The organism is Pseudomonas sp. MF09150 (assembly GCF_059862355.1).
In genome coordinates this window covers 1-26,237 of the sequence record NZ_JCBCUS010000012.1, presented here as the reverse complement: position 1 = coordinate 26,237, position 26,237 = coordinate 1, and the positions used below count along the sequence as shown (strand labels likewise).

The window sequence follows — 26,237 nt, the reverse complement described above, 5'->3', positions numbered from 1 at the left end:
TCGGATCTCCTTACAGCACTTCTGGGGCGAGCGAGACGATCTTCATGAACTTCTCAGTACGAAGTTCACGGGTCACTGGCCCAAAGATACGGGTGCCGATCGGCTCTTGCTTGTTGTTCAGAAGAACAGCAGCGTTGCCATCAAAGCGGATAATGGAGCCATCTGCACGGCGAACGCCGTGACGAGTGCGGACTACAACAGCAGTCATCACTTGGCCTTTTTTCACTTTACCGCGAGGAATTGCTTCCTTCACGGTAACTTTGATGATGTCACCGATACCAGCGTAACGACGATGGGAGCCACCCAGCACCTTGATGCACATAACGCGGCGAGCGCCGCTGTTATCGGCCACATCGAGCATGGATTGAGTCTGAATCATATAATTTCTCCGACCCCTAGTCCTTAGACTTCCACAGCGCGTTCAAGAACATCAACCAGTGCCCAAGACTTGGTCTTGGCCAGCGGACGAGTTTCACGAATAGTGACTTTGTCGCCGATGTGGCACTGATTGGTTTCGTCGTGCGCGTGCAGCTTAGTCGAACGCTTAACGTATTTACCGTAGATCGGATGCTTAACGCGACGCTCGATCAAAACGGTGATGGTTTTGTCCATCTTGTCGCTGACAACACGGCCAGTCAGCGTACGGACAGTCTTTTCGGCTTCAGCCATGATCACTTACCTGCCTGCTGGTTGAGCACAGTCTTCACGCGAGCGATGTCACGCTTAACTTGCGAGAGCAGATGAGACTGCCCCAACTGGCCAGTTGCTTTCTGCATACGCAGATTGAACTGGTCGCGCAGCAGGCCGAGCAGTTGCTCGTTCAGCTGCTGTGCGGATTTTTCACGAAGTTCATTCGCTTTCATCACATCACCGTCCGTTTAACAAAGGAGGTGGCGAGCGGCAGCTTTGCAGCAGCCAGGGCGAAAGCCTCACGCGCCAGCTCTTCAGAAACACCCTCGATTTCATACAGGACTTTGCCTGGCTGAATCTGGGCAACCCAGTATTCGACGTTACCCTTACCTTTACCCATCCGAACTTCGAGTGGCTTCTTGGAAATAGGCTTGTCCGGGAATACACGGATCCAGATCTTGCCGCCACGTTTAACGTGACGGGTCAGTGCACGACGCGCTGACTCGATCTGACGAGCGGTGAGACGACCACGAGCTACAGACTTCAGCGCATATTCGCCGAAGCTGACTTTGCTACCGCGCAATGCCAAGCCACGGTTGTGGCCGGTCATCTGCTTGCGGAACTTCGTACGCTTAGGTTGCAACATTTGGCGTACCCCTTACTTAGCAGCTTTTTTACGAGGCGCTGGTGCTTGTGGCTTCAGCTCTTCTTGGCGACCACCAATTACTTCGCCTTTGAAGATCCAAACCTTTACACCGATCACACCATAAGTGGTGTGAGCTTCGTAGTTGGCATAGTCGATGTCGGCACGCAGGGTGTGCAGTGGCACACGACCTTCGCGATACCATTCAGTACGTGCGATTTCAGCACCGCCGAGACGACCGCTCACTTGGATTTTGATGCCTTTGGCACCAATGCGCATGGCGTTCTGTACAGCGCGCTTCATAGCGCGACGGAACATTACACGGCGCTCCAGCTGCTGAGCTACGCTCTGCGCAACCAGCATACCGTCGAGTTCCGGCTTACGGATCTCTTCGATATTGATGTGCACAGGCACACCCATTTGCTTGGTCAGGTCCTGACGCAGTTTCTCAACATCTTCACCTTTCTTCCCGATAACGATACCTGGACGAGCGGTGTGGATGGTGATACGTGCAGTTTGAGCCGGACGATGGATATCGATACGGCTTACGGACGCGCTTTTTAGTTTGTCTTGGAGATACTCACGCACCTTCAGATCAGCGAACAAATAGTCCGCATAAGTCCGACCGTCTGCGTACCAGACGGAGGTGTGCTCCTTGACGATTCCCAGGCGAATGCCAATGGGATGTACTTTCTGACCCATCTCTTCGACTCCGTTACTTGTCAGCAACCTTGACAGTGATATGGCAAGACCGCTTGACGATGCGATCAGCACGGCCTTTGGCACGTGGCATGATGCGCTTCAGCGAACGCCCTTCGTTGACGAAAACGGTGCTGACTTTCAGGTCATCAACGTCTGCGCCTTCGTTATGCTCGGCGTTGGCTACGGCCGACTCCAGCACTTTCTTCATGATCTCGGCGGCTTTCTTACTGCTGAAAGCCAACAGGTTGAGCGCTTCGCCCACCTTCTTCCCGCGGATCTGGTCGGCGACCAAGCGGGCTTTCTGGGCGGAGATTCGAGCGCCCGACAACTTAGCGGCTACTTCCATCGTTCCTTACCCCTTAACGCTTGGCTTTCTTGTCTGCCACGTGCCCACGATAAGTGCGGGTACCGGCAAACTCGCCCAGTTTGTGGCCGACCATGTCTTCGTTCACGAGAACTGGAACATGTTGACGACCGTTGTGTACTGCGATGGTCAGACCGACCATTTGTGGCAGGATCATGGAACGGCGCGACCAGGTCTTAACTGGTTTGCGATCGTTCTTTTCCGCCGCCACTTCGATCTTCTTCAGTAGGTGAAGATCAATAAAAGGACCTTTTTTCAGAGAACGTGGCACTGTCGTATCCCTCTATTTACTTGCGACGACGGACGATCATTTTGTCGGTACGCTTATTACCACGAGTCTTCGCGCCCTTAGTCGGGAAGCCCCATGGCGATACCGGATGACGACCACCAGAGGTACGACCTTCACCACCACCGTGTGGGTGGTCAACCGGGTTCATGGCAACACCACGAACGGTTGGGCGAACGCCACGCCAGCGTTTGGCACCAGCTTTACCCAGCGAACGCAGGCTGTGCTCGGAGTTCGAGACTTCACCCAGGGTCGCACGGCATTCAGCCAGGACTTTACGCATTTCACCAGAGCGCAGACGCAGGGTCACGTAGACACCTTCACGAGCGATCAGCTGGGCCGAAGCACCTGCCGAACGAGCGATTTGCGCGCCTTTACCTGGCTTCAGTTCGATGCCGTGTACGGTGCTACCAACTGGAATGTTACGCAGTTGCAGAGCGTTGCCCGGCTTGATCGGCGCCAAGGCACCTGCGATCAGCTGGTCGCCAGCACTCACGCCTTTAGGGGCGATGATGTAGCGGCGCTCGCCGTCTGCGTACAGCAGCAAAGCGATGTGAGCAGTACGGTTTGGATCGTATTCGATACGCTCGACAGTGGCAGAGATGCCATCTTTGTCGTTGCGACGGAAATCGACCAGACGATAATGCTGCTTATGGCCACCACCAATGTGACGAGTGGTAATACGACCATTGTTGTTACGACCACCAGTCTTCGATTTTTTCTCGAGCAGCGGTGCGTGAGGAGCGCCTTTATGCAGCTCCTGGTTGACCACCTTGACCACAAAACGGCGGCCAGGGGAAGTCGGTTTGCATTTAACGATTGCCATGATGCACCCCTTCCTTACTCAGCACTGCTGCTGAAATCGAGATCTTGGCCTGGCTGAAGGGAGATAACTGCCTTCTTCCAGTCATTACGCTTGCCCAGACCGCGAGCAGTGCGCTTGCTCTTACCCAGAACATTCAGGGTAGTAACACGCTCTACTTTCACGCTGAACAGGCTTTCGACGGCCTTCTTGATTTCCAGCTTGGTTGCGTCAGTTGCAACCTTGAAAACGAACTGACCTTTCTTGTCAGCCAGAACCGTAGCCTTCTCGGAAACGTGCGGGCCAAGCAGAACTTTAAATACGCGTTCCTGGTTCATCCCAGCAGCTCCTCGAATTTCTTCACGGCCGACACGGTGATCAACACCTTGTCGTATGCGATCAGACTAACTGGATCGGAACCTTGCACGTCACGTACATCAACGTGTGGCAGGTTACGAGCAGCCAGGTACAGGTTCTGATCAACTACTTCAGACACGATCAAGACGTCAGTCAGGCCCATGCCGGTCAGTTTGTTCAGCAGATCTTTGGTCTTCGGTGCATCAACAGCGAAGTCCTGAACCACAACCAGACGATCAGTACGCACGAGTTCAGCAAGGATGGAGCGCAATGCTGCGCGATACATCTTCTTGTTGAGCTTCTGAGTGTGATCCTGTGGACGAGCTGCGAAAGTGGTACCGCCGCCACGCCAGATTGGGCTACGGATAGTACCGGCACGAGCACGGCCAGTACCTTTCTGACGCCATGGGCGCTTACCGCCACCACGAACGTCGGAACGGGTCTTTTGCTGCTTGCTACCTTGACGGCCGCCGGCCATGTAGGCCACGACTGCTTGGTGAACCAGCGTCTCGTTGAATTCGCCGCCAAATGTCAGTTCGGAAACTTCGATCGCTTGAGCGTCATTTACATTTAATTGCATGTCAGCTTCCCCTTAACCGCGAGCCTTGGCTGCTGGACGTACAACCAAGTTGCCGCCAGTAGCGCCAGGAACAGCGCCCTTGACCAACAACAGATTGCGTTCAGCGTCCACGCGCACTACTTCAAGGGACTGCACGGTCACGCGCTCAGCGCCCATATGACCGGACATTTTCTTGCCCTTGAATACACGACCAGGAGTCTGGCACTGGCCGATAGAGCCTGGAACGCGGTGGGACACGGAGTTACCGTGGGTATTATCTTGCCCGCGGAAGTTCCAACGCTTGATCGTACCCTGGAAGCCTTTACCTTTGGACTGACCGGTTACATCAACCAGTTGACCAGCAGCGAAGATTTCAGCGTTGATCAGATCGCCGGCCTGGTAGTCGCCTTCTTCAAGACGGAATTCCATTACGGTACGACCAGCGGCAACGTTCGCCTTGGCGAAGTGGCCAGCTTGAGCAGCTGTAACACGCGAAGCACGACGCTCGCCTACAGTGACTTGCACTGCACGATAGCCATCGGTCTCTTCAGTTTTGAACTGGGTGACGCGATTCGGCTCGATCTCAATGACCGTGACCGGAATGGAGACACCTTCTTCGGTGAAAATACGGGTCATACCGCATTTACGACCGACTACACCAATAGTCATGTTGTAAACCTCATGAGTGTACGGGGCTTTCACCCGCTATGGCCGCCCATTTCAGAGCGTTACACGACTAAGACCGAGTCTTAGCCGAGGCTGATCTGCACTTCCACACCGGCCGCAAGATCAAGCTTCATAAGAGCATCAACGGTTTTATCCGTTGGCTGGACGATGTCCAGAACGCGCTTATGAGTACGGATCTCGTACTGGTCACGCGCGTCTTTGTTGACGTGCGGGGAGACCAGAACGGTGAACCGCTCTTTACGGGTAGGCAGTGGAATTGGACCACGCACTTGAGCACCAGTACGTTTCGCGGTTTCCACGATTTCCTGGGTGGATTGGTCGATCAGGCGATGGTCAAAAGCCTTCAACCTGATACGGATTTGCTGATTTTGCATTGGATTTCAGACTCCGGCTGCTATTCCCACCGAGCGCAATACGCCCGTTAAAAGGAGGCGCAATTCTATAGACGGGCCAACAGAGTGTCAACCCAATAAAAAACCCCCGCCAGCGGAGACCGCTAGCGGGGGCTTTTTAATCAATCAACGCTTAGGCGATGATTTTGGCTACGACGCCAGCGCCGACGGTACGACCGCCTTCACGAATAGCGAAACGCAGACCATCTTCCATTGCGATGGTTTTGATCAGGGTGACAACCATTTTGATGTTGTCGCCTGGCATTACCATTTCAACGCCTTCCGGCAGTTCGCAGTTACCGGTCACGTCAGTGGTCCGGAAGTAGAACTGTGGACGGTAGCCTTTGAAGAACGGAGTGTGACGACCGCCTTCTTCTTTGCTCAGCACGTACACTTCAGCTTCGAAGGTAGTGTGCGGCTTAACCGAACCTGGCTTGACCAGAACCTGGCCACGCTCTACGTCGTCACGCTTGGTGCCGCGCAGCAGCACGCCGCAGTTCTCGCCAGCACGACCTTCGTCGAGCAGCTTACGGAACATTTCAACACCGGTGCAGGTGGTGACAGTAGTGTCACGCAGACCAACGATTTCCAGTGGATCCTGAACCTTGACGATACCGCGCTCGATACGGCCAGTTACAACAGTACCACGCCCGGAGATCGAGAATACGTCTTCGATTGGCATCAGGAACGGCTTGTCGATAACACGAACTGGATCTGGAATGTAGCTGTCCAGAGTCTCAACCAGTTTACGAACGGCAGTGGTGCCCATTTCGTTGTCGTCTTGGCCGTTCAGAGCCATCAGAGCGGAACCGATGATGATCGGAGTGTCGTCACCTGGGAAGTCGTAAGTGCTCAGCAGATCGCGCACTTCCATCTCAACCAGTTCCAGCAGCTCAGCGTCGTCAACCATGTCAGCCTTGTTCAGGAAGACAACGATGTACGGAACGCCAACCTGACGGGACAGCAGGATGTGCTCACGGGTTTGTGGCATCGGACCATCAGCGGCCGAACAAACCAGAATAGCGCCGTCCATCTGAGCAGCACCGGTGATCATGTTCTTCACATAGTCAGCGTGACCTGGGCAGTCAACGTGAGCGTAGTGACGGATCAGCGAGTTGTATTCAACGTGCGCGGTGTTGATGGTGATACCACGAGCCTTCTCTTCTGGAGCGCTGTCGATCTTGTCGAAAGCAACAACAGCCGAGCCGAAAACTTCGGAGCAGACGCGAGTCAGAGCAGCGGTCAGCGTGGTTTTACCGTGGTCAACGTGACCAATGGTGCCAACGTTGACGTGCGGGAGGGTACGGTCAAATTTTTCTTTAGCCACGACAATTAACTCCTTGCCTAAAGGACTGAATCAGCCTTGTTTTTTGGTGACAGTTTCGACGATGTGCGCCGGAGCTGTATCGTATTTTTTGAATTCCATAGAGTAGCTTGCGCGACCCTGGGACATGGAACGGACGTCGGTCGCATAACCGAACATCTCACCCAGCGGAACCTCGGCGCGAATAACCTTGCCGGATACCGTGTCTTCCATACCCTGGATCATGCCACGACGACGGTTAAGGTCGCCCATCACATCACCCATATAGTCTTCAGGCGTAACAACCTCTACCGCCATGATCGGCTCAAGCAGCTCACCACCACCTTTGGTAGCCAATTGCTTGGTAGCCATGGAAGCAGCAACCTTAAACGCCATCTCGTTGGAGTCGACGTCATGGTAAGAACCATCGAACACGGTAGCCTTCAGGCCGATCAGCGGATAGCCGGCAACAACGCCGTTCTTCATCTGCTCTTCGATACCCTTCTGGATTGCCGGGATGTATTCCTTAGGAACCACACCACCAACAACTTCGTTCAGGAATTGCAGACCTTCCTGACCTTCGTCAGCAGGAGCAAAACGAATCCAGCAATGGCCGAACTGGCCACGACCGCCGGACTGACGAACGAACTTACCTTCGATCTCACAGCTCTTCGTGATGCGCTCACGATAGGAAACCTGAGGCTTACCGATGTTGGCTTCGACGTTGAACTCACGGCGCATCCGGTCAACCAGGATGTCCAGGTGCAACTCGCCCATGCCGGAGATGATCGTCTGACCAGTCTCTTCATCAGTTTTGACGCGGAAAGATGGATCTTCCTGAGCAAGCTTGCCCAGAGCGATACCCATTTTTTCCTGGTCATCCTTGGTCTTAGGCTCAACGGCAACCGAAATAACCGGCTCCGGGAAGTCCATGCGAACCAGGATGATTGGCTTGTCAGCGGTGCACAAGGTTTCACCAGTGGTGACGTCCTTCATGCCGATCAAGGCCGCGATGTCACCAGCGCGTACTTCCTTGATTTCTTCACGGGCGTTTGCGTGCATTTGCACCATACGACCCACGCGCTCTTTCTTGCCTTTAACCGAGTTGATAACGCCGTCGCCGGAGCTCAACACGCCCGAGTAAACTCGAACGAAGGTCAAAGTACCCACGAATGGGTCAGTAGCGATCTTGAACGCCAGAGCCGAGAACGGCTCGCTGTCGTCTGCATGACGCTCCAGTTCGATAGTCTCGTCATCCGGGTCAGTACCCTTGATGGCAGGAATGTCGACCGGTGCAGGCAGGTAGTCGATAACGGCGTCGAGAACCAGGGGAACACCCTTGTTCTTGAAGGAAGAACCACAAACAGCCAAGACGATTTCACCAGCGATAGTACGCTGACGCAGAGCAGCCTTGATTTCTTCGACGGTGAGTTCTTCACCCTCGAGGTACTTGTTCATCAGATCTTCGTTGGCTTCGGCAGCAGCCTCAACCATGTTGCTGCGCCACTCTTCAGCCAGTTCCAGCATATCTGCAGGAATAGCTTCGCGACGTGGCACCATGCCTTTATCAGCATCGTCCCAGTAAACCGCTTCCATGCTCATCAGATCGATCTGACCACGGAAGTTGTCTTCGGAACCGATAGCCAACTGGATAGGCACCGGAGTGTGACCCAGACGCTGTTTGATCTGAGCAACTACACGCAGGAAGTTAGCACCCGCGCGGTCCATCTTGTTTACGTAAACAAGACGTGGAACGCCGTACTTGTTGGCTTGACGCCATACGGTTTCCGACTGAGGCTCAACACCCGAGGTACCGCAGAACACAACTACCGCGCCGTCGAGTACGCGCAGGGAACGCTCAACTTCAATAGTGAAGTCTACGTGGCCCGGGGTATCGATTACGTTGAAACGGTATTTGTCGAACTGCTTGGCAGAACCCTGCCAGAAGGTGGTGATTGCAGCAGAAGTAATGGTAATACCACGCTCCTGCTCCTGCACCATCCAGTCGGTGGTCGCGGCGCCGTCATGCACCTCGCCCATCTTGTGGTTTACGCCGGTGTAAAAAAGGACGCGCTCGGTAGTGGTGGTTTTACCAGCATCCACGTGAGCAACGATACCAATGTTACGGTAGCGGTTAATCGGAGTAGTACGAGCCATAAAGCCCTCGCAAAATTAGTGACGCTGAAATTAGAAGCGGTAGTGCGAGAAAGCTTTGTTAGCTTCGGCCATACGGTGCACGTCTTCACGCTTCTTAACAGCAGCACCTTTACCTTCAGCAGCATCCAACAGTTCGCCAGCCAAACGCAGAGCCATAGACTTCTCGCCGCGCTTACGGGCGAAGTCTACCAACCAGCGCATTGCCAGGGCGTTACGACGGGACGGACGAACTTCGACCGGAACCTGGTAAGTAGCACCGCCTACACGGCGCGACTTCACTTCGACCAGCGGAGCGATGGCGTCGAGAGCTTTCTCGAAGATTTCCAGGGGGTCGCTGTTCTTGCGTTCTTTAACCTTTTCCAGCGCGCCATAAACGATACGCTCGGCAACGGCTTTCTTGCCGCTTTCCATTACGTGGTTCATGAACTTGGCCAGAATTTGGCTTCCGTATTTTGGATCGTCAAGCACTTCGCGCTTGGCTGCTACGCGTCTTCTTGGCATGGATAAGCCCTCAAACGGTCTTCAGGTTCGCTCGGAATCATTGCCCTTTCGGGACGCCTCCGACCTTACTCTTATCGACTCAGAAAATAAGATGATTCAGTTTTTACAAAAAGCCGCTACTACTTAGGCTTCTTGGTACCGTACTTCGAACGACCTTGGTTACGACCTTTAACGCCGGAGGTATCCAGGGAGCCGCGAACGGTGTGGTAACGAACACCTGGCAAGTCTTTTACACGACCGCCGCGGATCAGTACCACGCTGTGCTCTTGCAGGTTGTGGCCTTCACCGCCGATGTACGAGGAAACCTCGAAACCGTTGGTCAGACGCACACGGCATACTTTACGCAGTGCCGAGTTAGGTTTTTTCGGCGTAGTGGTATACACGCGAGTGCACACGCCACGACGTTGCGGGCAGTTCTGCAGCGCAGGCACGTCGGATTTCTCGACGATACGCTTACGCGGCTGACGTACCAGCTGGTTGATAGTTGCCATCTACTAGCTCCACTGTTGTCTTTCGACATAAACAAAATGGCAGAGCACAAGCTCCACCAAATTTAGGGGTACAAGAGTCTAAAGAGGATCTTGTCCCCAGTCAAGGCAAGGCCCCGACCTCATCGCTCAACTCGCCAGGGTAAAAACACCTTGGCGGGTTGCTCGATGAAGGCCAGGGCCCTATCTCAATCTACTGCAGACCTCAGTTGCCGCTGGAGTTCAGCGCTTCGGTCAGTGCAGCTTCAACTTCACTTGCGCTTACGCGCAGCGGCTTGTCTGCTTCACGACGACGCTTACGCTCGCTGTGATACGCCAGGCCGGTACCGGCTGGGATCAGACGACCCACAACCACGTTCTCTTTCAGGCCGCGCAGGTAATCGCGCTTGCCGGTTACCGCCGCTTCGGTCAGTACGCGAGTGGTCTCTTGGAAAGAGGCCGCCGAGATGAACGATTCGGTGGACAACGACGCCTTGGTGATACCCAGCAGCACACGAGTAAATTTGGAAACAAATTTATCGTCGCCAGCCAGACGCTCGTTTTCTACCAGTACGTGAGTCAACTCCATCTGGTCGCCCTTGATGAAGGTGGAATCGCCAGATTCAGCGATCTCAACCTTACGCAGCATCTGACGCAGAATGGTCTCGATGTGCTTATCGTTGATCTTCACGCCTTGCAGACGGTAAACGTCCTGGATCTCGTTAACGATGTACTTGGCCAGTGCACTCACACCCAGCAGACGCAAGATGTCGTGTGGATCGCTTGGACCGTCGGAGATAACTTCGCCGCGGTTCACTTGCTCGCCTTCGAAGACGTTCAGGTGACGCCACTTTGGAATCAGCTCTTCGTACGGATCGGTACCGTCGTTCGGGGTGATAACCAGACGGCGCTTGCCTTTGGTCTCTTTACCGAACGCGATGGTGCCGCTGACTTCAGCCAGAATCGACGCTTCTTTCGGACGACGAGCTTCGAACAAGTCGGCAACACGCGGCAGACCACCGGTGATGTCACGGGTCTTCGAAGTTTCTTGCGGGATACGAGCGATAACATCACCGATCGCGATCTTCGCACCATCCGCTACACCGACCAGGGCGTTGGCTGGCAGGAAGTACTGAGCGATAACGTCAGTACCTGGCAGCAACAGATCCTTGCCGTTGTCATCGACCATCTTCACAGCAGGACGAATGTCCTTGCCGGCAGCTGGACGATCTTTCGCGTCGAGTACTTCAATGTTGGTCATACCGGTCAATTCGTCAGTCTGACGCTTGATCGTGATGCCTTCTTCCATGCCCACGTAGGTCACGGTACCTTTCATTTCGGTAACGATTGGGTGAGTGTGCGGATCCCACTTGGCCACGATTGCGCCAGCGTCGACCTTGTCACCTTCTTTAACCGAAATCACAGCACCGTACGGCAGCTTGTAACGCTCGCGCTCACGACCGAAGTCATCAGCGATTGCCAGCTCACCGGAACGGGACACAGCAACCAAGTGACCATCCACTCGCTCAACGTGCTTCAGGTTATGCAGACGGACGGTACCGCCATTCTTCACCTGAACGCTGTCAGCTGCGGAGGTCCGGCTTGCCGCACCACCGATGTGGAACGTACGCATTGTCAGCTGGGTACCCGGCTCACCGATCGACTGAGCAGCGATAACGCCGACAGCTTCACCGATGTTCACCTGGTGACCACGAGCCAAGTCACGGCCGTAGCACTTGGCGCAAATGCCGTAGCGGGTTTCGCAGCTGATCGGCGAACGCACGATCACTTCGTCGATGCTGTTCAGCTCGATGAACTCGACCCACTTCTCATCTACCAGGGTGCCGGCAGGAACGATAACTTCCTCGGTACCCGGCTTGAATACGTCACGGGCAATAACACGACCCAATACGCGCTCACCCAGCGGCTCTACAACGTCACCGCCTTCAATGTGCGGAGTCATCAACAGGCCGTGCTCGGTGCCGCAATCGATCTCGGTTACAACCAGATCCTGCGCCACGTCTACCAGACGACGAGTCAGGTAACCGGAGTTCGCAGTTTTCAACGCGGTATCCGCCAAACCTTTACGAGCACCGTGAGTCGAGATGAAGTACTGAAGTACGCTCAAACCTTCACGGAAGTTCGCAGTAATCGGCGTTTCAATGATGGAGCCGTCCGGCTTGGCCATCAGGCCACGCATACCGGCGAGCTGACGGATCTGCGCAGCAGAACCCCGTGCGCCCGAGTCGGCCATCATGTACATCGAGTTGAACGATTCTTGCTCGACTTCGACACCATTGCGGTCGATGACTTTCTCTTTCGAGAGGTTGGCCATCATCGCCTTGGAAACTTCGTCGTTCGCTTTCGACCAAAGGTCGATCACTTTGTTGTACTTCTCGCCCTGGGTTACCAGGCCGGAGGCGTACTGGCTTTCGATCTCTTTCACTTCGTCGGTAGCAGCACCGATGATGCGGGCTTTTTCATCCGGGATAACGAAGTCGTTAACACCGATGGAAACGCCGGAAATGGTTGAATAAGCAAAACCGGTGTACATCAACTGGTCAGCGAAGATCACGGTCTCTTTCAGACCAACCACGCGGTAGCACTGGTTGATCAGCTTGGAGATCGCCTTTTTCTTCATCGGCAGGTTGACGACGTCGAAGGACAGACCTTTAGGCACAACCTGGAACAGCAGCGCACGGCCGACAGTGGTGTCGACAATACGGGTGCCGCTCACGCTGCCGCCATCACGATCGTTAACGGTTTCGTTGATACGAACCTTGATCTTGGCGTGCAGCGCAGCTTCGCCGGCGCGGAATACGCGGTCGACTTCCTGCAGGTCAGCGAAGATACGACCTTCGCCCTTGGCATTGATCGCTTCACGGGTCATGTAATACAGACCCAATACAACGTCCTGCGACGGAACGATGATTGGCTCACCGTTGGCTGGCGACAGAATGTTGTTGGTCGACATCATCAACGCACGCGCTTCCAACTGGGCTTCCAGCGTCAGCGGTACGTGCACGGCCATTTGGTCGCCGTCGAAGTCGGCGTTGTACGCAGCACAGACCAACGGGTGCAGCTGGATAGCCTTACCTTCGATCAGTACCGGTTCAAACGCCTGGATACCCAGACGGTGAAGGGTCGGTGCACGGTTGAGAAGCACTGGGTGTTCGCGGATTACTTCAGCGAGTACGTCCCAAACCTCTGGCAGCTCACGCTCGACCATCTTCTTGGCAGCTTTGATGGTGGTAGCGAGACCACGCATTTCCAGCTTGCCGAAAATGAACGGCTTGAACAGCTCGAGAGCCATCTTCTTCGGCAGACCGCACTGGTGCAGACGCAGGGTCGGACCTACGGTAATTACCGAACGACCCGAGTAGTCAACACGCTTACCGAGCAAGTTCTGACGGAAACGACCTTGCTTACCCTTGATCATGTCAGCCAAGGATTTCAGAGGACGCTTGTTGGAACCCGTGATAGCGCGGCCACGACGACCGTTGTCGAGCAACGCGTCGACGGCTTCCTGCAACATACGTTTTTCGTTGCGCACGATGATGTCCGGAGCGGACAGATCAAGCAGGCGCTTCAAACGGTTGTTACGGTTGATCACTCGACGATACAGATCGTTGAGGTCGGAAGTCGCGAAGCGACCGCCATCCAGCGGGACCAGTGGACGCAGATCTGGCGGCAGAACCGGCAGAACGGTCAGCACCATCCACTCTGGCAGGTTGCCGGAACCCTGGAAGGCTTCCATCAACTTCAGACGCTTGGACAGCTTCTTGATTTTGGTTTCGGAGTTGGTTTGCGGAATCTCTTCACGCAGACGACCAATCTCGTGCTCCAGATCGATAGCGTGCAACAGCTCACGAACAGCTTCGGCACCCATGCGGGCATCGAAATCGTCACCGAACTCTTCCAGCGCTTCGAAGTACTGCTCGTCGTTCAGCAGCTGACCCTTTTCAAGGGTGGTCATGCCTGGATCGATAACGACATAGCTCTCAAAGTAGAGAACGCGTTCGATATCACGCAGGGTCATGTCCATCAGCAAGCCGATACGGGACGGCAGCGATTTCAGGAACCAGATGTGGGCAACCGGAGAAGCCAGTTCGATGTGCGCCATGCGCTCACGACGAACCTTGGCCAGTGCAACTTCAACGCCGCACTTCTCGCAGATCACACCGCGGTGTTTCAGGCGCTTGTACTTACCGCACAGGCACTCGTAATCCTTAACCGGGCCAAAGATCTTGGCGCAGAACAGGCCGTCACGCTCGGGTTTGAACGTACGGTAGTTGATGGTTTCCGGCTTTTTAACTTCACCGAACGACCACGAACGGATCATCTCAGGCGATGCCAATCCGATACGGATGGCGTCGAACTCTTCGACTTGACCCTGGTTTTTCAGCAAATTCAGTAGGTCTTTCAAGGCCTTTCCTCCTGGCGGAGCAGAGAGCGGGCAATCCAGCCCCGCTCTCGATTCGCGTCACGTGTTATTCGGTTTCCAGATCGATATCGATGCCGAGGGAACGAATTTCTTTGATCAACACGTTGAAGGACTCGGGCATGCCCGGCTCCATACGGTGATCGCCGTCCACGATGTTTTTGTACATCTTGGTCCGACCGTTCACATCGTCCGACTTCACTGTGAGCATTTCTTGCAGAGTGTATGCAGCACCGTATGCTTCCAGTGCCCAGACCTCCATCTCCCCGAAACGCTGACCACCGAACTGCGCCTTACCACCCAGCGGCTGCTGGGTAACCAGGCTGTACGAACCGGTAGAACGAGCGTGCATCTTGTCGTCTACCAAGTGGTTCAGCTTCAGCATGTACATGTAGCCAACAGTAACCGGGCGCTCGAACTTGTTGCCGGTACGGCCGTCGGTCAACTGCATCTGGCCGCTTTCTGGCAGGTCAGCCAGTTTCAGCATGGCCTTGATTTCGATTTCCTTGGCACCGTCGAACACCGGAGTGGCCATCGGTACGCCGCCGCGCAGGTTTTTCGCCAGATCCAGGATTTCCTGATCGGAGAAGCTATCCAGATCTTCGTTACGACCGCCGATCTGGTTGTAGATCTCGTCCAGGAACTTGCGCAGTTCAGCAACTTTACGCTGCTCTTCGATCATGCGATTGATCTTCTCGCCCAAGCCTTTAGCCGCGAGGCCCAGGTGGGTTTCGAGAATCTGACCAACGTTCATACGCGAAGGTACGCCCAACGGGTTGAGAACGACGTCGACCGGGGTGCCATTGGCATCGTGCGGCATGTCTTCAACTGGCATGATCACGGAGACCACACCTTTGTTACCGTGACGACCGGCCATCTTGTCGCCCGGTTGGATGCGACGACGGATTGCCAGGTAAACCTTGACGATTTTCAGCACGCCTGGAGCCAGGTCATCGCCCTGCTGCAGTTTGCGCTTCTTGTCTTCGAACTTGTCGTCCAGCAGACGGCGACGATCAACGATATAGGCCTGAGCCTTCTCGAGCTGCTCGTTAAGAGCGTCTTCAACCATGCGCAGTTTGAACCACTGACCATGCTCAAGACCGTCGAGTACTTCGTCGGTGATGTCCTGACCTTTCTTCAGACCGGCGCCGCCTTCGGCTTTATGGCCGACCAGAGCGGAACGCAGACGTTCGAAAGTAGCGCCTTCAACGATGCGGAACTCTTCGTTCAGATCCTTGCGGATCTCGTCGAGCTGGCTCTTCTCGATCGACAGTGCACGAGCATCACGCTCAACGCCGTCACGAGTGAAGACCTGTACGTCGATGACAGTACCTTTGGTACCGGTAGGTACGCGCAGGGAGGTGTCTTTAACGTCGCTGGCTTTTTCACCGAAGATTGCACGCAGCAGTTTCTCTTCCGGAGTCAGCTGGGTCTCGCCTTTCGGAGTGACCTTGCCCACCAGGATGTCGCCCGCGCCAACTTCAGCACCTACGTAAACGATACCGGCTTCGTCCAGCTTGTTCAGTGCAGCTTCACCCACGTTAGGGATGTCTGCAGTGATTTCCTCTGGCCCAAGCTTGGTGTCACGTGCCACACAGGTCAGTTCCTGAATGTGGATCGTGGTAAAGCGGTCTTCCTGAACAACTCGTTCCGACAAGCAGATGGAGTCTTCGAAGTTGTAACCGTTCCAGGCCATGAACGCGATGCGCATGTTCTGACCCAAGGCCAGCTCACCCATATCGGTGGACGGGCCGTCAGCCATGATGTCGCTACGCTGAACACGATCACCTTTACGCACCAGCGGACGCTGGTTGATGCAGGTGTTCTGGTTGGAGCGGGTGTATTTGGTCAGGTTGTAGATGTCGACACCGGCTTCACCGGTTTCAACTTCGTCATCAGCAACACGAACCACGATACGGCTTGCATCAACGGAATCGATAACACCGCCACGACGAGCCACGACGCAAACGCCGGAGTCACGAGCTACGTTACGCTCCATGCCGGTACCGACCAGCGGCTTGTCAGCACGCAGGGTGGGTACAGCTTGACGCTGCATGTTGGAACCCATCAACGCACGGTTGGCATCATCGTGCTCGAGGAACGGGATCAGCGACGCTGCAACCGAAACTACCTGCTTCGGCGATACGTCCATCAAGGTGACGTCTTCCGGCGCCTTGACGGTGAACTCGTTCAAGTGACGAACAGCTACCAGCTCGTCGATCAGCATCTTCTTGTCGTTCATCGTGGCCGAAGCCTGAGCGATCACGTGATCAGCTTCTTCGATGGCGGACAGGAACACGATCTCGTCGGTAACCAGAGCGTCTTTCACCACACGGTACGGGCTCTCGAGGAAGCCGTACTGGTTGGTGCGCGCATAGGCCGCCAAGGAGTTGATCAGACCGATGTTCGGACCTTCCGGCGTTTCGATCGGGCATACACGACCGTAGTGAGTCGGGTGTACGTCACGAACTTCAAAGCCAGCACGCTCACGCGTCAGACCGCCCGGGCCCAGTGCAGAAACACGGCGCTTGTGGGTGATCTCGGACAGCGGGTTGTTCTGGTCCATGAACTGGGAAAGCTGGCTGGAACCGAAGAACTCTTTCACCGCCGCAGCCACTGGCTTGGCGTTGATCAAGTCTTGCGGCATCAGGCCTTCGCTTTCAGCCATCGACAGACGCTCTTTGACCGCACGCTCAACACGTACCAGGCCAACGCGGAACTGGTTCTCGGCCATTTCGCCTACGCAGCGAACACGACGGTTACCCAGGTGATCGATGTCATCGACGATGCCCTTGCCGTTACGGATGTCGACCAGAGTCTTCAGGACCGCAACGATGTCTTCCTTGCACAGCACGCCCGAACCTTCGATCTCGGTACGACCGATACGACGGTTGAACTTCATCCGGCCGACCGCAGACAGGTCATAACGCTCAGGGCTGAAGAACAGGTTGTTGAACAGGGTTTCGGCAGCGTCTTTGGTTGGCGGCTCGCCAGGACGCATCATGCGATAGATCTCGACCAGCGCTTCCAGTTGGTTGCTGGTGGAGTCGATCTTCAACGTGTCGGAGACGAACGGACCGCAGTCGATATCGTTGGTGTACAGAGTTTCGATACGAACGACCTGAGACTTGGCGATTTTTGCCAGGATCTCGGTATTCAGCTCGGTATTGCACTCTGCCAGGATTTCGCCGGTGGCCGGATGCACGATGACCTTGGCGGTAGTGCGACCCAGGACGTAGTCCAGAGGCACTTCCAGCTCTTTGATCCCGGCTTTTTCCAGCTGGTTGATGTGACGAGCGGTGATACGACGACCTTGCTCGACAATAACCTTGCCCTTGTCATCCAGAATATCGAGAACGGCAATTTCACCACGCAGGCGCTGAGGCACCAGCTCCAGGCTAAGGTTTTCACCCTTCACATGGAATACGTTGGTGGTATAGAAAGCGTCCAGCACTTCTTCTGTGGTGTAGCCCAGCGCGCGCAGCAGTACCGATGCAGGTAGCTTGCGACGACGGTCGATACGTACGAATACGCAATCTTTCGGGTCGAACTCGAAGTCCAACCACGAACCACGGTAAGGAATGATCCGCGCCGAGTACAGCAGCTTACCGGAGCTGTGCGTCTTGCCACGGTCGTGGTCGAAGAAAACGCCAGGGGAACGGTGCAGCTGGGAAACGATTACACGCTCGGTACCGTTAATTACGAAGGTACCGTTCTCAGTCATCAGGGGGATTTCACCCATGTAGACTTCTTGCTCTTTGATGTCCTTGATCGCTTTGTTCGACGATTCTTTGTCGAAAATGATCAGGCGCACTTTTACCCGCAAAGGTACGGCGTAAGTTACACCGCGCAACACGCATTCTTTGACATCAAACGCCGGTTCGCCCAGACGATAACCGACATACTCCAACGCAGCATTGCCGGAGTAGCTGATGATCGGGAAAACGGATTTGAAGGCCGCATGCAGGCCCACGTCGCGGAACTGATCTTTAGTCGCTCCCGCTTGCAAGAATTCACGATACGAATCCAGCTGGATGGCCAGGAGGTACGGCACATCCATGACGTCCGGCAACTTGCTAAAGTCCTTGCGGATACGTTTTTTCTCAGTATATGAGTAAGCCATCAGCGTTCCCCAGCTTGGTCACCTGCTTGTTTGGCCCCTCCCGACGGGAGCAGCCAGAAAATCGTGCAAACCCCATGGTTTGCGCCACCGCACAGGGTGGTTACAGCTCGTTAGAGACACCGACCCAGTCGGCTGCCAATAACGGAAAAAGGCCGGTGGCAAGAGCCACCAGCCATCAGCCTGTCGCTTAACGCTCGGGCTGGAAACGCAAAGTCGATGCTTACTTCAGCTCGACTTTAGCGCCTGCTTCTTCCAGAGTTGCTTTGGCTTTGTCAGCTGCTTCTTTAGCTACAGCTTCCAGAACCAGGGCAGGAGCGCCGTCAACTACAGCCTTGGCTTCTTTCAGGCCCAGACCGGTCAGTTCACGTACAGCCTTGATCACGTTAACTTTCTTCTCGCCAGCTTCGAGCAGCATGACGTTGAATTCAGTTTGTTCTTCAACAACGGCAGCAACAGCAGCTGGACCAGCGGAAGCAGCGGCAGCGGAAACGCCGAACTTCTCTTCCATGGCCTTGATCAGCTCAACGATTTCCAGAACGGATTTTTCGCCGATTGCTTCGATGATTTGGTCGTTAGTCAGAGACATGACTATAAATTCCTGTATTGGGGTGACGGCCTAAGCGGCCATCGAAATAAACAATAAACGCAAAAGGAGATGCTCAGCCTTAGGCTGCGGCAGCTTCTTTCTGGTCGCGAAGAGCCGCCAGAGTACGAGCCAATTTGCTGGTTGCGCCTTGAATCACGCTCATCAGCTGAGAAATTGCTTCGTCACGGGTCGGCAGGCTTGCCAGTACGTCGATCTGATTAGCTGCGAGGAACTTGCCCTCGAACGCAGCTGCCTTGATCTCGAACTTGTCCTGACCTTTGGCAAACTCTTTGAAGATACGAGCAGCAGCGCCCGGATGTTCTTTGGAGAATGCGATCAAGGTCGGGCCAGTGAACACGTCGTTGAGCACGTCATATTGAGTGCCAGCAACAGCGCGCTTGAGCAGGGTGTTACGTACAACGCGTACGTAAACGCCAGCTTCACGGGCCTCTTTACGGAGTCCGGTCATAGCGCCTACTGTCACACCACGGGCATCAGCCACGACAGCGGACAGAGCAGCTTTGGCAGCCTCGTTGACTTCAGCGACGATGGCCTTCTTGTCTTCGAGTTTAATTGCCACGGGTTTAACTCCTGCTTGTTACCGTTTCATCCAACCGAGGCCGGATGTCGTTTTGGTGTCTGATTCGGTAAGGAACCGGGAGCACCATCTGCGTAGGCTTGAGGTTTAAGACTTGCGTCGCCTACGGTCTTGGATAGCCCCCGCCAGGCAGGGACCCCAATCTTTCAGTTGGCGCAATCGCTTGCACCAACTTGTGTTCTTATACGTCCAGCGAGCCTTGGTCGATGACCAGACCTGGGCCCATAGTGGTGCTCAGGGTAACGCGCTTGACGTAGATGCCTTTCGAAGAAGCTGGCTTGATACGCTTCAGATCAGCGATCAGCGCTTCAACGTTTTCCTTCAGCTTGACGGCGTCGAAACCGACCTTGCCAACGGAAGTGTGGATGATGCCGTTTTTGTCGGTGCGATAACGAACCTGACCAGCCTTGGCGTTTTTAACCGCGGTAGCTACGTCTGGAGTTACGGTGCCGACTTTAGGGTTAGGCATCAGGCCGCGTGGACCGAGGATCTGACCCAACTGACCTACAACGCGCATTGCATCCGGGGAAGCAATTACGACGTCATAGTTCAGGTCGCCGCCTTTCATTTCGGCAGCCAGGTCGTCCATGCCAACGCGATCTGCGCCGGCAGCCAGAGCTGCCTCAGCAGCTGGGCCTTGGGTGAACACAGCAACGCGAACGGTCTTGCCAGTGCCGTGTGGCAGCACAGTAGCGCTACGAACGACCTGGTCGGATTTACGCGGGTCAACACCCAAGTTTACAGCAACGTCAACGGACTCGCTGAACTTGACAGTCGACAGCTCAGTCAGCAGAGCAGCAGCGTCTACAAAGTTGTAGGACTTGCCCGCTTCAATTTTGCCGGCGATAGCCTTTTGGCGCTTGGTCAGCTTAGCCATTACACACCCTCCACGTTAAGGCCCATGCTACGAGCAGAACCGGCGATGGTACGCACGGCTGCATCCATATCAGCTGCAGTCAGATCCGCGTTTTTGGTTTTCGCGATTTCTTCCAGCTGAGCACGGGTCACAGTGCCAACCTTAACGGTGTTAGGACGAGCGGAACCGCTAGTCAGACCAGCAGCTTTCTTCAACAGAACCGAAGCCGGGGTCGACTTGGTTTCGAAGGTGAAGCTACGGTCGCTGTATACAGTGATGATCACTGGAGTCGGCAGACCTGGCTCAATACCCTGAGTACGGGCGTTGAAAGCCTTGCAGAACTCCATGATGTTCACGCCGTGCTGACCCAGAGCTGGACCGACGGGTGGGCTTGGGTTGGCCTGAGCGGCCTTCACTTGCAGCTTGATGTAAGCGGTAATCTTCTTGGCCATGAGGCACTCCAATTACGGGTTCAGACGCCTGAAAAGGCTCCCCGGTTACTTGCGCGTTTATCCCAGTGACGAAAAAACCCCACAGCCTGGGGCTGCGGGGTATGGGATTCTCGTTCAGTTATGCCTTTTCGACCTGACTGAACTCTAGCTCTACCGGGGTAGAGCGACCGAAAATGAGCACAGCCACTTGGATGCGACTCTTTTCGTAGTTAACCTCTTCGACCGTGCCATTAAAATCAGCGAACGGACCATCAGTGACGCGAACAACTTCACCTGGTTCGAACAGCGTTTTAGGCTTGGGCTTGTCGCTACCGTCAGCGACGCGACGCAGGATAGCTTCCGCTTCCTTGTCGGTGATAGGCGCAGGCTTGTCGGCAGTACCGCCAATAAAGCCCATCACGCGAGGAGTGTCCTTGACCAAGTGCCAAGTACCCTCGTTCATGTCCATCTGTACCAGCACGTAACCTGGGAAGAATTTACGCTCACTTTTGCGCTTCTGGCCATTACGCATTTCAACCACTTCTTCAGTGGGAACCAGAATTTCGCCGAAGCCATCTTCCATGCCAGCCAGCTTTACGCGCTCTACCAACGAGCGCATTACATGCTTCTCGTAACCCGAGTAAGCATGCACAACGTACCAACGCTTAGCCACGGGACACCCTTAGCCAACAATCAAGGAAACAAGCCAACCGAGCAGGGAATCAAGCCCCCACAACAGCAACGCCATAACCAGAACAACAGCCACAACAATCAATGTGGTCTGCGTGGTTTCTTGGCGGGTTGGCCACACGACTTTACGAATCTCGGTGCGAGCTTCCTTAACCAGTACAAAGAAAGACTTGCCCTTGGCAGTCTGCAGGCCTACAAAGGCAGCTACAGCAGCAATAGCAAGCAAAGCAAGTACACGGTACAGGATCGGCGAAGCAGAGTAGTACTGATTGCCAACAACGCCAACGATCACAAGAGCGACTACTATAAGCCACTTGAGCAGATCGAAGCGAGAGCCTTGAGCTTCAGCCTTAGGAGTCATCTATGAAGATCCTGTGAAAAGAAAGCCAGACACACTGAGTGAATCTGGCAGGTCAGGAGGGAATCGAACCCCCAACCTACGGTTTTGGAGACCGTCGCTCTGCCAATTGAGCTACTGACCTAAAAACAAAATCAGGCCGACCATTATGCCGGCCCGATGAAGATATATCAACAACTTACTCGATGACTTTAGCCACAACACCCGCACCGACGGTACGACCGCCCTCACGAATAGCGAACCGCAAACCATCTTCCATTGCGATGGTTTTGATCAAAGTGACAGTCATCTGAATGTTGTCACCCGGCATCACCATCTCAACACCTTCCGGCAGCTCGCAATTACCGGTCACATCAGTGGTCCGGAAATAGAACTGTGGACGGTAGCCCTTGAAGAACGGAGTGTGACGACCACCCTCCTCCTTGCTCAAGACATAAACCTCTGCAGTGAACTTAGTGTGCGGCTTGACAGTACCCGGCTTAACTAGGACCTGACCACGCTCAACATCATCACGCTTGGTACCACGCAGCAGAACGCCGCAGTTCTCACCAGCACGACCCTCATCGAGCAGCTTGCGGAACATTTCAACACCAGTGCAGGTTGTTTTGACCGTGTCACGAAGACCAACAATCTCAACCTCTTCCTGGATGCGAACAATGCCACGCTCAACACGACCAGTTACAACAGTACCGCGACCAGAGATCGAGAAGACGTCCTCGATCGGCATCAGGAACGGCTTATCAATAGCGCGCTCAGGCTGCGGAATGTAAGTATCCAGCGTCTCGACCAACTTCTTGACGGCAGTGGTGCCCATCTCGTTGTCGTCCTGGCCATTCAAAGCCATGAGAGCCGAACCAATGATTATAGGAGTATCATCACCCGGGAAATCATAAGTGCTCAGCAAGTCGCGCACTTCCATCTCAACCAGCTCGAGCAGCTCAGCATCATCGACCATGTCAGCCTTGTTTAGGAAGACAACGATGTACGGAACGCCAACCTGGCGAGACAACAAGATGTGCTCACGAGTTTGCGGCATCGGACCATCAGCAGCCGAGCAGACCAGGATAGCTCCATCCATCTGCGCAGCACCGGTGATCATGTTTTTTACGTAGTCAGCGTGACCCGGGCAATCAACATGCGCGTAATGGCGCACAGCCGAATCATACTCAACGTGAGCAGTATTAATGGTGATGCCGCGAGCTTTTTCTTCTGGGGCGCTATCGATTTTGTCGAAGTCAACCTTTGCCGAACCGAAAACCTCGGAGCAGACGCGAGTCAGAGCAGCAGTCAGGGTAGTCTTACCGTGGTCTACGTGACCGATAGTACCTACGTTGACGTGCGGCTTATTACGTTCGAACTTTTCCTTAGCCATCGAAATCACCCTCAGGAGAAGAATTAAACAAGTCACACCAGCCATTAAAACAAAGGCAGATATTTTCATATCTGCCTTGTTATTATGGAGCTCTTGAGCGGATTTGAACCGCTGACCTCACCCTTACCAAGGGTGTGCTCTACCAACTGAGCTACAAGAGCAAAACACTTTGCACAACCTGAAAACCTGGAGCGGGTAGCGGGAATCGAACCCGCATCATCAGCTTGGAAGGCTGAGGTTCTACCACTAAACTATACCCGCGTAAGCTTGCAGCTCACGCTAAAAATGGTGGAGGGGGAAGGATTCGAACCTTCGAAGTCGTAGACGTCAGATTTACAGTCTGATCCCTTTGGCCGCTCGGGAACCCCTCCTAAGCGAGGCAGCATTTTATACTAAGCTGCCCTTCTGTCAAGCATTTTCTCATTAAAAACCTGAGGTTAGCTGCGTTGACCTCGTTTCGCGATTCCAACCCCAAGAGGTCTTCACTGCGAAGCGGGCGCCATTCTATGCAAACTATTCGACAGTTGCAATGCCTTCGCACGGCATTATTTTATGTTTTAACTCATTGAATTCCTTGGCAAGGTTCGTCAACTGCAATTCGTCCAGCAAATGCCTGCTTTCGGGCGCAACACGCAGCCAATAACCGTTAGCGTTCGGCAAATTCACAAATTGCAATTGAGCCTCAACATTTAAGCCAATCAAGCTCCGCTCAAGCTGCTGAGCCTGGTCTCGACGAGCAAAGCCACCGACATAGAGACAACCCGCCTCCACCTCTCCAACCTTGCTCTTCTCGCGTCGCGCAACAACGTCGGCCGACTCGCTCAGCAAGCGGATATCCTGCTGCGAGCCCTTATACAAACTGAGCGATGTCACTTCTTTTGCGCGTAACGGTGCTTCCTGCTGATGCCAGACGTAATAAAACACATTGAGAACCAAGAGCAGCAGGAACAACCAACGCATAGAAACCTCAGGTCAATGGGCAGGCCATGGCCAACCCGACAAAAACAAGATCCGGCACAAGCCGACCTTGCGGCACCATCCCCGAGACCAGGTCGGCGTCACCCCCAGTGAGAAAGACGACGAAGTCATCCCCCCAATAACTGCGCGCCAGCTCTAACTGGGTCAGCACAAACCCCCTCAGCATCAACAAGCAGCCTCGCTCTACAGCCTCGACTGTGGTGCGCCCCGGAAGCAGATTGACCAGCGCACGCTCAGCGGACAGGTCATCGTAACGAATTCGCCGGGTATGAGTTCGCAACTGATTGCGCATCAAGGGCATCCCCGGACAAATAAAGCCCCCCAGGTGCTCACCGTCAGCGGCAATAAAATCCGCCGTTACAGCCGTTCCGAAATCGAGCACCAGACAAGCCCCTTTAGCCAGGCGAAAACCGCCCAACATGGCCAGCCAGCGATCCAGACCGAGCTTTTCGAAATCCTCATACCCATTGCGCACGCCGGCCATCTCCCGAGCCGAACTGGCACAGGATACCGATACAGAAAATGCGTCGACCAATAGCGCGACCAGCTTGGCGGTTTCTTCTGCACTACGCACACTAACCAATCGGCAATGCGTCAGCGCAAGACCGGACAGCCCATGCAGACTCTCTGAAAGCACATGATCAGAATCGACCACGCCTTCGGCAAAAACCAAGATCGCATCTGCATGCAGCACACGCCATTTGATGAAGCTATTTCCACAGTCGAGCTCAAGAATCATCGCGCAACCTCAGGCTGAGCTCACCACCGCTGTAAACCCTCTCGACACCATCCACCATCAAGCGCAAAGCACCTTGGCGATCAATACCTACAACAACCCCGTCGATCTTGTTGACACCCGCAATGAGCGAGACAGGTCTTCCCTGCCATAAGTGGTTTTGTTCCCACTCTTCCTGGATAGCCGAAAATCCAGACAGCTGATGCCGATCCAGGTAGGACTTGAGCACGAGACTCAGTCGGGCCGCCAGTTCATTACGGTCAACGGTCTTGCCGGTCTCAAGTCTCACCGAGGTCCATTCCTGATCAACCTCGTCAGCACTGCGCATGTTCGCATTTATTCCAACCCCCAGGACCACATGACAGACATCCGCGGGATCTCCGACCAGCTCCAATAGAATTCCAGCTATTTTTTTCTGCCCGACCAAGACGTCGTTTGGCCACTTCAAGCCAGCGGAGCTGACTCCCAGCTCACGCAAGGCCTGCATCACCGCCAGGCCAACGACCAAACTGAGCCCTTCCAGCTGACGCATCCCACCTTCAATACGCAGGACAAGGCTGTAATAGAGGTTCTCGGCAAAGGGGCTGACCCACTTGCGCCCTCTCCGCCCACGCCCGGCGGTCTGGCGTTCGGCCAGCACCAGGAACGGCGAAGGCTGCCCACGCTCAATCAAGCGTAGAGCTTGCGCATTAGTCGAGTCTATCGAGTCGTAGACCAGCACACTCCAGGGGCAAACAGCTGCCTGCCGGCCAATCTCAGCGGAACTGAGGGGCGTTATAGGCGCCGCCAACTGATAGCCGCGCCCCCTGACCTTATGGATAGAGAGGCCCAGCTCGGCTTCCATCTGCTGCAGCTGCTTCCATACGGCACTACGACTGATACCCAGCGCATCGCCCAGGGCCTGCCCCGAGTGAAATCGCCCATCCTTAAGAAGCTCTAACAACATCAACATGCAAGTCTCGCCTCACAAAGAGGCAGGCATGATAGCTATGCACACGGGAGTTGCATAGAAAACAGCGGCACACAAAGTCGCTGAAGCAATTAACTGAAGACAAGCTCCACTTATGAAGCCTTGGCTTTCCTGCGCGCAAAAACAAAACCCCTGATTGCGTTAGCAATCAGGGGTTTCGGAATTTAATCTTGACGATGACCTACTCTCACATGGGGAAACCCCACACTACCATCGGCGATGCATCGTTTCACTGCTGAGTTCGGGAT

The 26,237-nt window shown here is 54.7% G+C and carries 28 protein-coding genes, 4 tRNA genes and 1 rRNA gene; all 33 read right to left on the bottom strand.

Annotated features, from left to right (window positions below):
* Nucleotides 1-10 precede the first annotated feature (10 nt).
* The gene (gene rplN / locus AC19YX_RS30520; protein WP_002555479.1) at nucleotides 11-379 is read right to left on the bottom strand and encodes a 50S ribosomal protein L14; all 369 of its coding nucleotides are present in this window, start codon (nucleotides 377-379) and stop codon (nucleotides 11-13) included.
* Nucleotides 380-402: 23 nt separating this feature from the next.
* On the bottom strand, nucleotides 403-669 hold the full coding sequence (rpsQ, locus tag AC19YX_RS30515) for a 30S ribosomal protein S17 (RefSeq protein WP_003176419.1): 267 nt from the start codon (nucleotides 667-669) through the stop codon (nucleotides 403-405).
* 2 nt (nucleotides 670-671) lie between these two features.
* Nucleotides 672-863 carry a 50S ribosomal protein L29 gene (gene rpmC, locus AC19YX_RS30510; RefSeq protein ID WP_002555481.1) on the bottom strand — a complete coding sequence of 64 codons (192 nt, stop codon included), beginning with the start codon at nucleotides 861-863 and terminating at the stop codon, nucleotides 672-674.
* On the bottom strand, nucleotides 863-1,276 hold the full coding sequence (gene rplP / locus AC19YX_RS30505; RefSeq protein ID WP_019409905.1) for a 50S ribosomal protein L16: 414 nt from the start codon (nucleotides 1,274-1,276) through the stop codon (nucleotides 863-865). The genes rpmC and rplP overlap by 1 nt, the downstream gene beginning before the upstream one ends.
* A gap of 12 nt (nucleotides 1,277-1,288) precedes the next feature.
* Nucleotides 1,289-1,975, bottom strand: coding sequence for a 30S ribosomal protein S3 (gene rpsC, locus AC19YX_RS30500; protein WP_003176422.1), 687 nt, complete (start codon nucleotides 1,973-1,975; stop codon nucleotides 1,289-1,291).
* A 13-nt stretch (nucleotides 1,976-1,988) separates the two neighbouring features.
* Complete coding sequence (gene rplV / locus AC19YX_RS30495; protein ID WP_003103908.1) at nucleotides 1,989-2,321, bottom strand: 50S ribosomal protein L22; 333 nt, start codon at nucleotides 2,319-2,321, stop codon at nucleotides 1,989-1,991.
* Nucleotides 2,322-2,334: 13 nt separating this feature from the next.
* Nucleotides 2,335-2,610: a 30S ribosomal protein S19 gene (rpsS, locus tag AC19YX_RS30490; RefSeq protein WP_002555486.1), complete on the bottom strand. Its 276-nt coding sequence runs from the start codon at nucleotides 2,608-2,610 to the stop codon at nucleotides 2,335-2,337.
* 16 nt (nucleotides 2,611-2,626) lie between these two features.
* Nucleotides 2,627-3,451, bottom strand: coding sequence for a 50S ribosomal protein L2 (gene rplB / locus AC19YX_RS30485; protein WP_003176423.1), 825 nt, complete (start codon nucleotides 3,449-3,451; stop codon nucleotides 2,627-2,629).
* Nucleotides 3,452-3,465: 14 nt separating this feature from the next.
* Nucleotides 3,466-3,765 carry a 50S ribosomal protein L23 gene (gene rplW, locus AC19YX_RS30480; protein WP_002555488.1) on the bottom strand — a complete coding sequence of 100 codons (300 nt, stop codon included), beginning with the start codon at nucleotides 3,763-3,765 and terminating at the stop codon, nucleotides 3,466-3,468.
* Nucleotides 3,762-4,364 (bottom strand): 50S ribosomal protein L4, encoded by a 603-nt coding sequence (gene rplD, locus AC19YX_RS30475; RefSeq protein ID WP_020297850.1) that lies wholly within the window; start codon nucleotides 4,362-4,364, stop codon nucleotides 3,762-3,764. The genes rplW and rplD overlap by 4 nt, the downstream gene beginning before the upstream one ends.
* Nucleotides 4,365-4,376: 12 nt before the next feature.
* Entirely contained in the window at nucleotides 4,377-5,012 is a 636-nt protein-coding gene (rplC, locus tag AC19YX_RS30470) for a 50S ribosomal protein L3 (RefSeq protein ID WP_007253310.1), read from the bottom strand.
* 80 nt (nucleotides 5,013-5,092) lie between these two features.
* Nucleotides 5,093-5,404 (bottom strand): 30S ribosomal protein S10, encoded by a 312-nt coding sequence (gene rpsJ, locus AC19YX_RS30465; protein WP_003186070.1) that lies wholly within the window; start codon nucleotides 5,402-5,404, stop codon nucleotides 5,093-5,095.
* Between the two features lie 151 nt (nucleotides 5,405-5,555).
* Nucleotides 5,556-6,749, bottom strand: coding sequence for an elongation factor Tu (gene tuf / locus AC19YX_RS30460; RefSeq protein WP_008145495.1), 1,194 nt, complete (start codon nucleotides 6,747-6,749; stop codon nucleotides 5,556-5,558).
* A gap of 30 nt (nucleotides 6,750-6,779) precedes the next feature.
* Nucleotides 6,780-8,882 carry an elongation factor G gene (gene fusA / locus AC19YX_RS30455; protein WP_020297849.1) on the bottom strand — a complete coding sequence of 701 codons (2,103 nt, stop codon included), beginning with the start codon at nucleotides 8,880-8,882 and terminating at the stop codon, nucleotides 6,780-6,782.
* Nucleotides 8,883-8,912: 30 nt separating this feature from the next.
* On the bottom strand, nucleotides 8,913-9,383 hold the full coding sequence (rpsG, locus tag AC19YX_RS30450; protein WP_002555493.1) for a 30S ribosomal protein S7: 471 nt from the start codon (nucleotides 9,381-9,383) through the stop codon (nucleotides 8,913-8,915).
* 119 nt (nucleotides 9,384-9,502) lie between these two features.
* On the bottom strand, nucleotides 9,503-9,874 hold the full coding sequence (gene rpsL / locus AC19YX_RS30445; protein ID WP_002555494.1) for a 30S ribosomal protein S12: 372 nt from the start codon (nucleotides 9,872-9,874) through the stop codon (nucleotides 9,503-9,505).
* 202 nt (nucleotides 9,875-10,076) lie between these two features.
* Entirely contained in the window at nucleotides 10,077-14,276 is a 4,200-nt protein-coding gene (gene rpoC, locus AC19YX_RS30440; RefSeq protein ID WP_020297848.1) for a DNA-directed RNA polymerase subunit beta', read from the bottom strand.
* Nucleotides 14,277-14,340: 64 nt separating this feature from the next.
* Entirely contained in the window at nucleotides 14,341-18,414 is a 4,074-nt protein-coding gene (gene rpoB / locus AC19YX_RS30435) for a DNA-directed RNA polymerase subunit beta (RefSeq protein WP_020297847.1), read from the bottom strand.
* A 220-nt stretch (nucleotides 18,415-18,634) separates the two neighbouring features.
* A complete protein-coding gene (gene rplL, locus AC19YX_RS30430) occupies nucleotides 18,635-19,000 on the bottom strand; it encodes a 50S ribosomal protein L7/L12 (RefSeq protein ID WP_020297846.1) in 366 nt (121 codons plus the stop codon).
* A gap of 79 nt (nucleotides 19,001-19,079) precedes the next feature.
* Nucleotides 19,080-19,580 carry a 50S ribosomal protein L10 gene (gene rplJ, locus AC19YX_RS30425; RefSeq protein ID WP_020297845.1) on the bottom strand — a complete coding sequence of 167 codons (501 nt, stop codon included), beginning with the start codon at nucleotides 19,578-19,580 and terminating at the stop codon, nucleotides 19,080-19,082.
* A 199-nt stretch (nucleotides 19,581-19,779) separates the two neighbouring features.
* Nucleotides 19,780-20,475 carry a 50S ribosomal protein L1 gene (gene rplA, locus AC19YX_RS30420; RefSeq protein WP_003176434.1) on the bottom strand — a complete coding sequence of 232 codons (696 nt, stop codon included), beginning with the start codon at nucleotides 20,473-20,475 and terminating at the stop codon, nucleotides 19,780-19,782.
* Nucleotides 20,475-20,906 (bottom strand): 50S ribosomal protein L11, encoded by a 432-nt coding sequence (gene rplK, locus AC19YX_RS30415; RefSeq protein WP_003210097.1) that lies wholly within the window; start codon nucleotides 20,904-20,906, stop codon nucleotides 20,475-20,477. Before rplK ends, rplA begins: the two co-directional genes overlap by 1 nt.
* A 118-nt stretch (nucleotides 20,907-21,024) precedes the next feature.
* The gene (gene nusG / locus AC19YX_RS30410; RefSeq protein ID WP_003317113.1) at nucleotides 21,025-21,558 is read right to left on the bottom strand and encodes a transcription termination/antitermination protein NusG; all 534 of its coding nucleotides are present in this window, start codon (nucleotides 21,556-21,558) and stop codon (nucleotides 21,025-21,027) included.
* A gap of 9 nt (nucleotides 21,559-21,567) precedes the next feature.
* Nucleotides 21,568-21,936, bottom strand: a complete 369-nt coding sequence (gene secE, locus AC19YX_RS30405) for a preprotein translocase subunit SecE (protein WP_500607719.1) — start codon at nucleotides 21,934-21,936, stop codon at nucleotides 21,568-21,570.
* A 45-nt stretch (nucleotides 21,937-21,981) separates the two neighbouring features.
* Nucleotides 21,982-22,057 (bottom strand) — tRNA-Trp (locus tag AC19YX_RS30400).
* Between the two features lie 54 nt (nucleotides 22,058-22,111).
* Nucleotides 22,112-23,305, bottom strand: a complete 1,194-nt coding sequence (tuf, locus tag AC19YX_RS30395) for an elongation factor Tu (protein ID WP_010467251.1) — start codon at nucleotides 23,303-23,305, stop codon at nucleotides 22,112-22,114.
* Nucleotides 23,306-23,390: 85 nt separating this feature from the next.
* Nucleotides 23,391-23,466 (bottom strand) — tRNA-Thr (locus AC19YX_RS30390).
* Between the two features lie 26 nt (nucleotides 23,467-23,492).
* A tRNA-Gly gene (locus AC19YX_RS30385) sits at nucleotides 23,493-23,566 on the bottom strand.
* 25 nt (nucleotides 23,567-23,591) lie between these two features.
* Nucleotides 23,592-23,676, bottom strand: a tRNA-Tyr gene (locus AC19YX_RS30380).
* Nucleotides 23,677-23,818: 142 nt separating this feature from the next.
* Nucleotides 23,819-24,265: a hypothetical protein gene (locus AC19YX_RS30375; protein ID WP_500607718.1), complete on the bottom strand. Its 447-nt coding sequence runs from the start codon at nucleotides 24,263-24,265 to the stop codon at nucleotides 23,819-23,821.
* A gap of 7 nt (nucleotides 24,266-24,272) precedes the next feature.
* A complete protein-coding gene (locus AC19YX_RS30370) occupies nucleotides 24,273-25,022 on the bottom strand; it encodes a pantothenate kinase (protein WP_500607717.1) in 750 nt (249 codons plus the stop codon).
* Nucleotides 25,012-25,971, bottom strand: a complete 960-nt coding sequence (gene birA / locus AC19YX_RS30365) for a bifunctional biotin--[acetyl-CoA-carboxylase] ligase/biotin operon repressor BirA (RefSeq protein WP_201128255.1) — start codon at nucleotides 25,969-25,971, stop codon at nucleotides 25,012-25,014. The genes AC19YX_RS30370 and birA overlap by 11 nt, the downstream gene beginning before the upstream one ends.
* Before the next feature lie 186 nt (nucleotides 25,972-26,157).
* Nucleotides 26,158-26,237 (bottom strand): 5S ribosomal RNA (gene rrf, locus AC19YX_RS30360); the annotation flags it as partial.

Excerpts from the sequence above, each read along its gene's own strand:
- rplA (WP_003176434.1), bottom strand. The coding sequence starts at position 20,475 with ATGGCTAAGCTGACCAAGCGCCAAAAGGCTATCGCCGGCAAAATTGAA.
- rpoB (WP_020297847.1), bottom strand. The coding sequence starts at position 18,414 with ATGGCTTACTCATATACTGAGAAAAAACGTATCCGCAAGGACTTTAGC.
- rplL (WP_020297846.1), bottom strand. The coding sequence starts at position 19,000 with ATGTCTCTGACTAACGACCAAATCATCGAAGCAATCGGCGAAAAATCC.
- AC19YX_RS30375 (WP_500607718.1), bottom strand. The coding sequence starts at position 24,265 with ATGCGTTGGTTGTTCCTGCTGCTCTTGGTTCTCAATGTGTTTTATTAC.
- rplK (WP_003210097.1), bottom strand. The coding sequence starts at position 20,906 with ATGGCCAAGAAGATTACCGCTTACATCAAGCTGCAAGTGAAGGCCGCT.
- rplB (WP_003176423.1), bottom strand. The coding sequence starts at position 3,451 with ATGGCAATCGTTAAATGCAAACCGACTTCCCCTGGCCGCCGTTTTGTG.
- fusA (WP_020297849.1), bottom strand. The coding sequence starts at position 8,882 with ATGGCTCGTACTACTCCGATTAACCGCTACCGTAACATTGGTATCGTT.
- rpsQ (WP_003176419.1), bottom strand. The coding sequence starts at position 669 with ATGGCTGAAGCCGAAAAGACTGTCCGTACGCTGACTGGCCGTGTTGTC.
- birA (WP_201128255.1), bottom strand. The coding sequence starts at position 25,971 with ATGTTGATGTTGTTAGAGCTTCTTAAGGATGGGCGATTTCACTCGGGG.
- rplC (WP_007253310.1), bottom strand. The coding sequence starts at position 5,012 with ATGACTATTGGTGTAGTCGGTCGTAAATGCGGTATGACCCGTATTTTC.
- rplN (WP_002555479.1), bottom strand. The coding sequence starts at position 379 with ATGATTCAGACTCAATCCATGCTCGATGTGGCCGATAACAGCGGCGCT.
- rplP (WP_019409905.1), bottom strand. The coding sequence starts at position 1,276 with ATGTTGCAACCTAAGCGTACGAAGTTCCGCAAGCAGATGACCGGCCAC.
- rplW (WP_002555488.1), bottom strand. The coding sequence starts at position 3,765 with ATGAACCAGGAACGCGTATTTAAAGTTCTGCTTGGCCCGCACGTTTCC.
- rplV (WP_003103908.1), bottom strand. The coding sequence starts at position 2,321 with ATGGAAGTAGCCGCTAAGTTGTCGGGCGCTCGAATCTCCGCCCAGAAA.
- rplD (WP_020297850.1), bottom strand. The coding sequence starts at position 4,364 with ATGCAATTAAATGTAAATGACGCTCAAGCGATCGAAGTTTCCGAACTG.
- tuf (WP_010467251.1), bottom strand. The coding sequence starts at position 23,305 with ATGGCTAAGGAAAAGTTCGAACGTAATAAGCCGCACGTCAACGTAGGT.
- secE (WP_500607719.1), bottom strand. The coding sequence starts at position 21,936 with ATGACTCCTAAGGCTGAAGCTCAAGGCTCTCGCTTCGATCTGCTCAAG.
- AC19YX_RS30370 (WP_500607717.1), bottom strand. The coding sequence starts at position 25,022 with ATGATTCTTGAGCTCGACTGTGGAAATAGCTTCATCAAATGGCGTGTG.
- rpsC (WP_003176422.1), bottom strand. The coding sequence starts at position 1,975 with ATGGGTCAGAAAGTACATCCCATTGGCATTCGCCTGGGAATCGTCAAG.
- rpsL (WP_002555494.1), bottom strand. The coding sequence starts at position 9,874 with ATGGCAACTATCAACCAGCTGGTACGTCAGCCGCGTAAGCGTATCGTC.
- rpsJ (WP_003186070.1), bottom strand. The coding sequence starts at position 5,404 with ATGCAAAATCAGCAAATCCGTATCAGGTTGAAGGCTTTTGACCATCGC.
- rpsG (WP_002555493.1), bottom strand. The coding sequence starts at position 9,383 with ATGCCAAGAAGACGCGTAGCAGCCAAGCGCGAAGTGCTTGACGATCCA.
- rpmC (WP_002555481.1), bottom strand. The coding sequence starts at position 863 with ATGAAAGCGAATGAACTTCGTGAAAAATCCGCACAGCAGCTGAACGAG.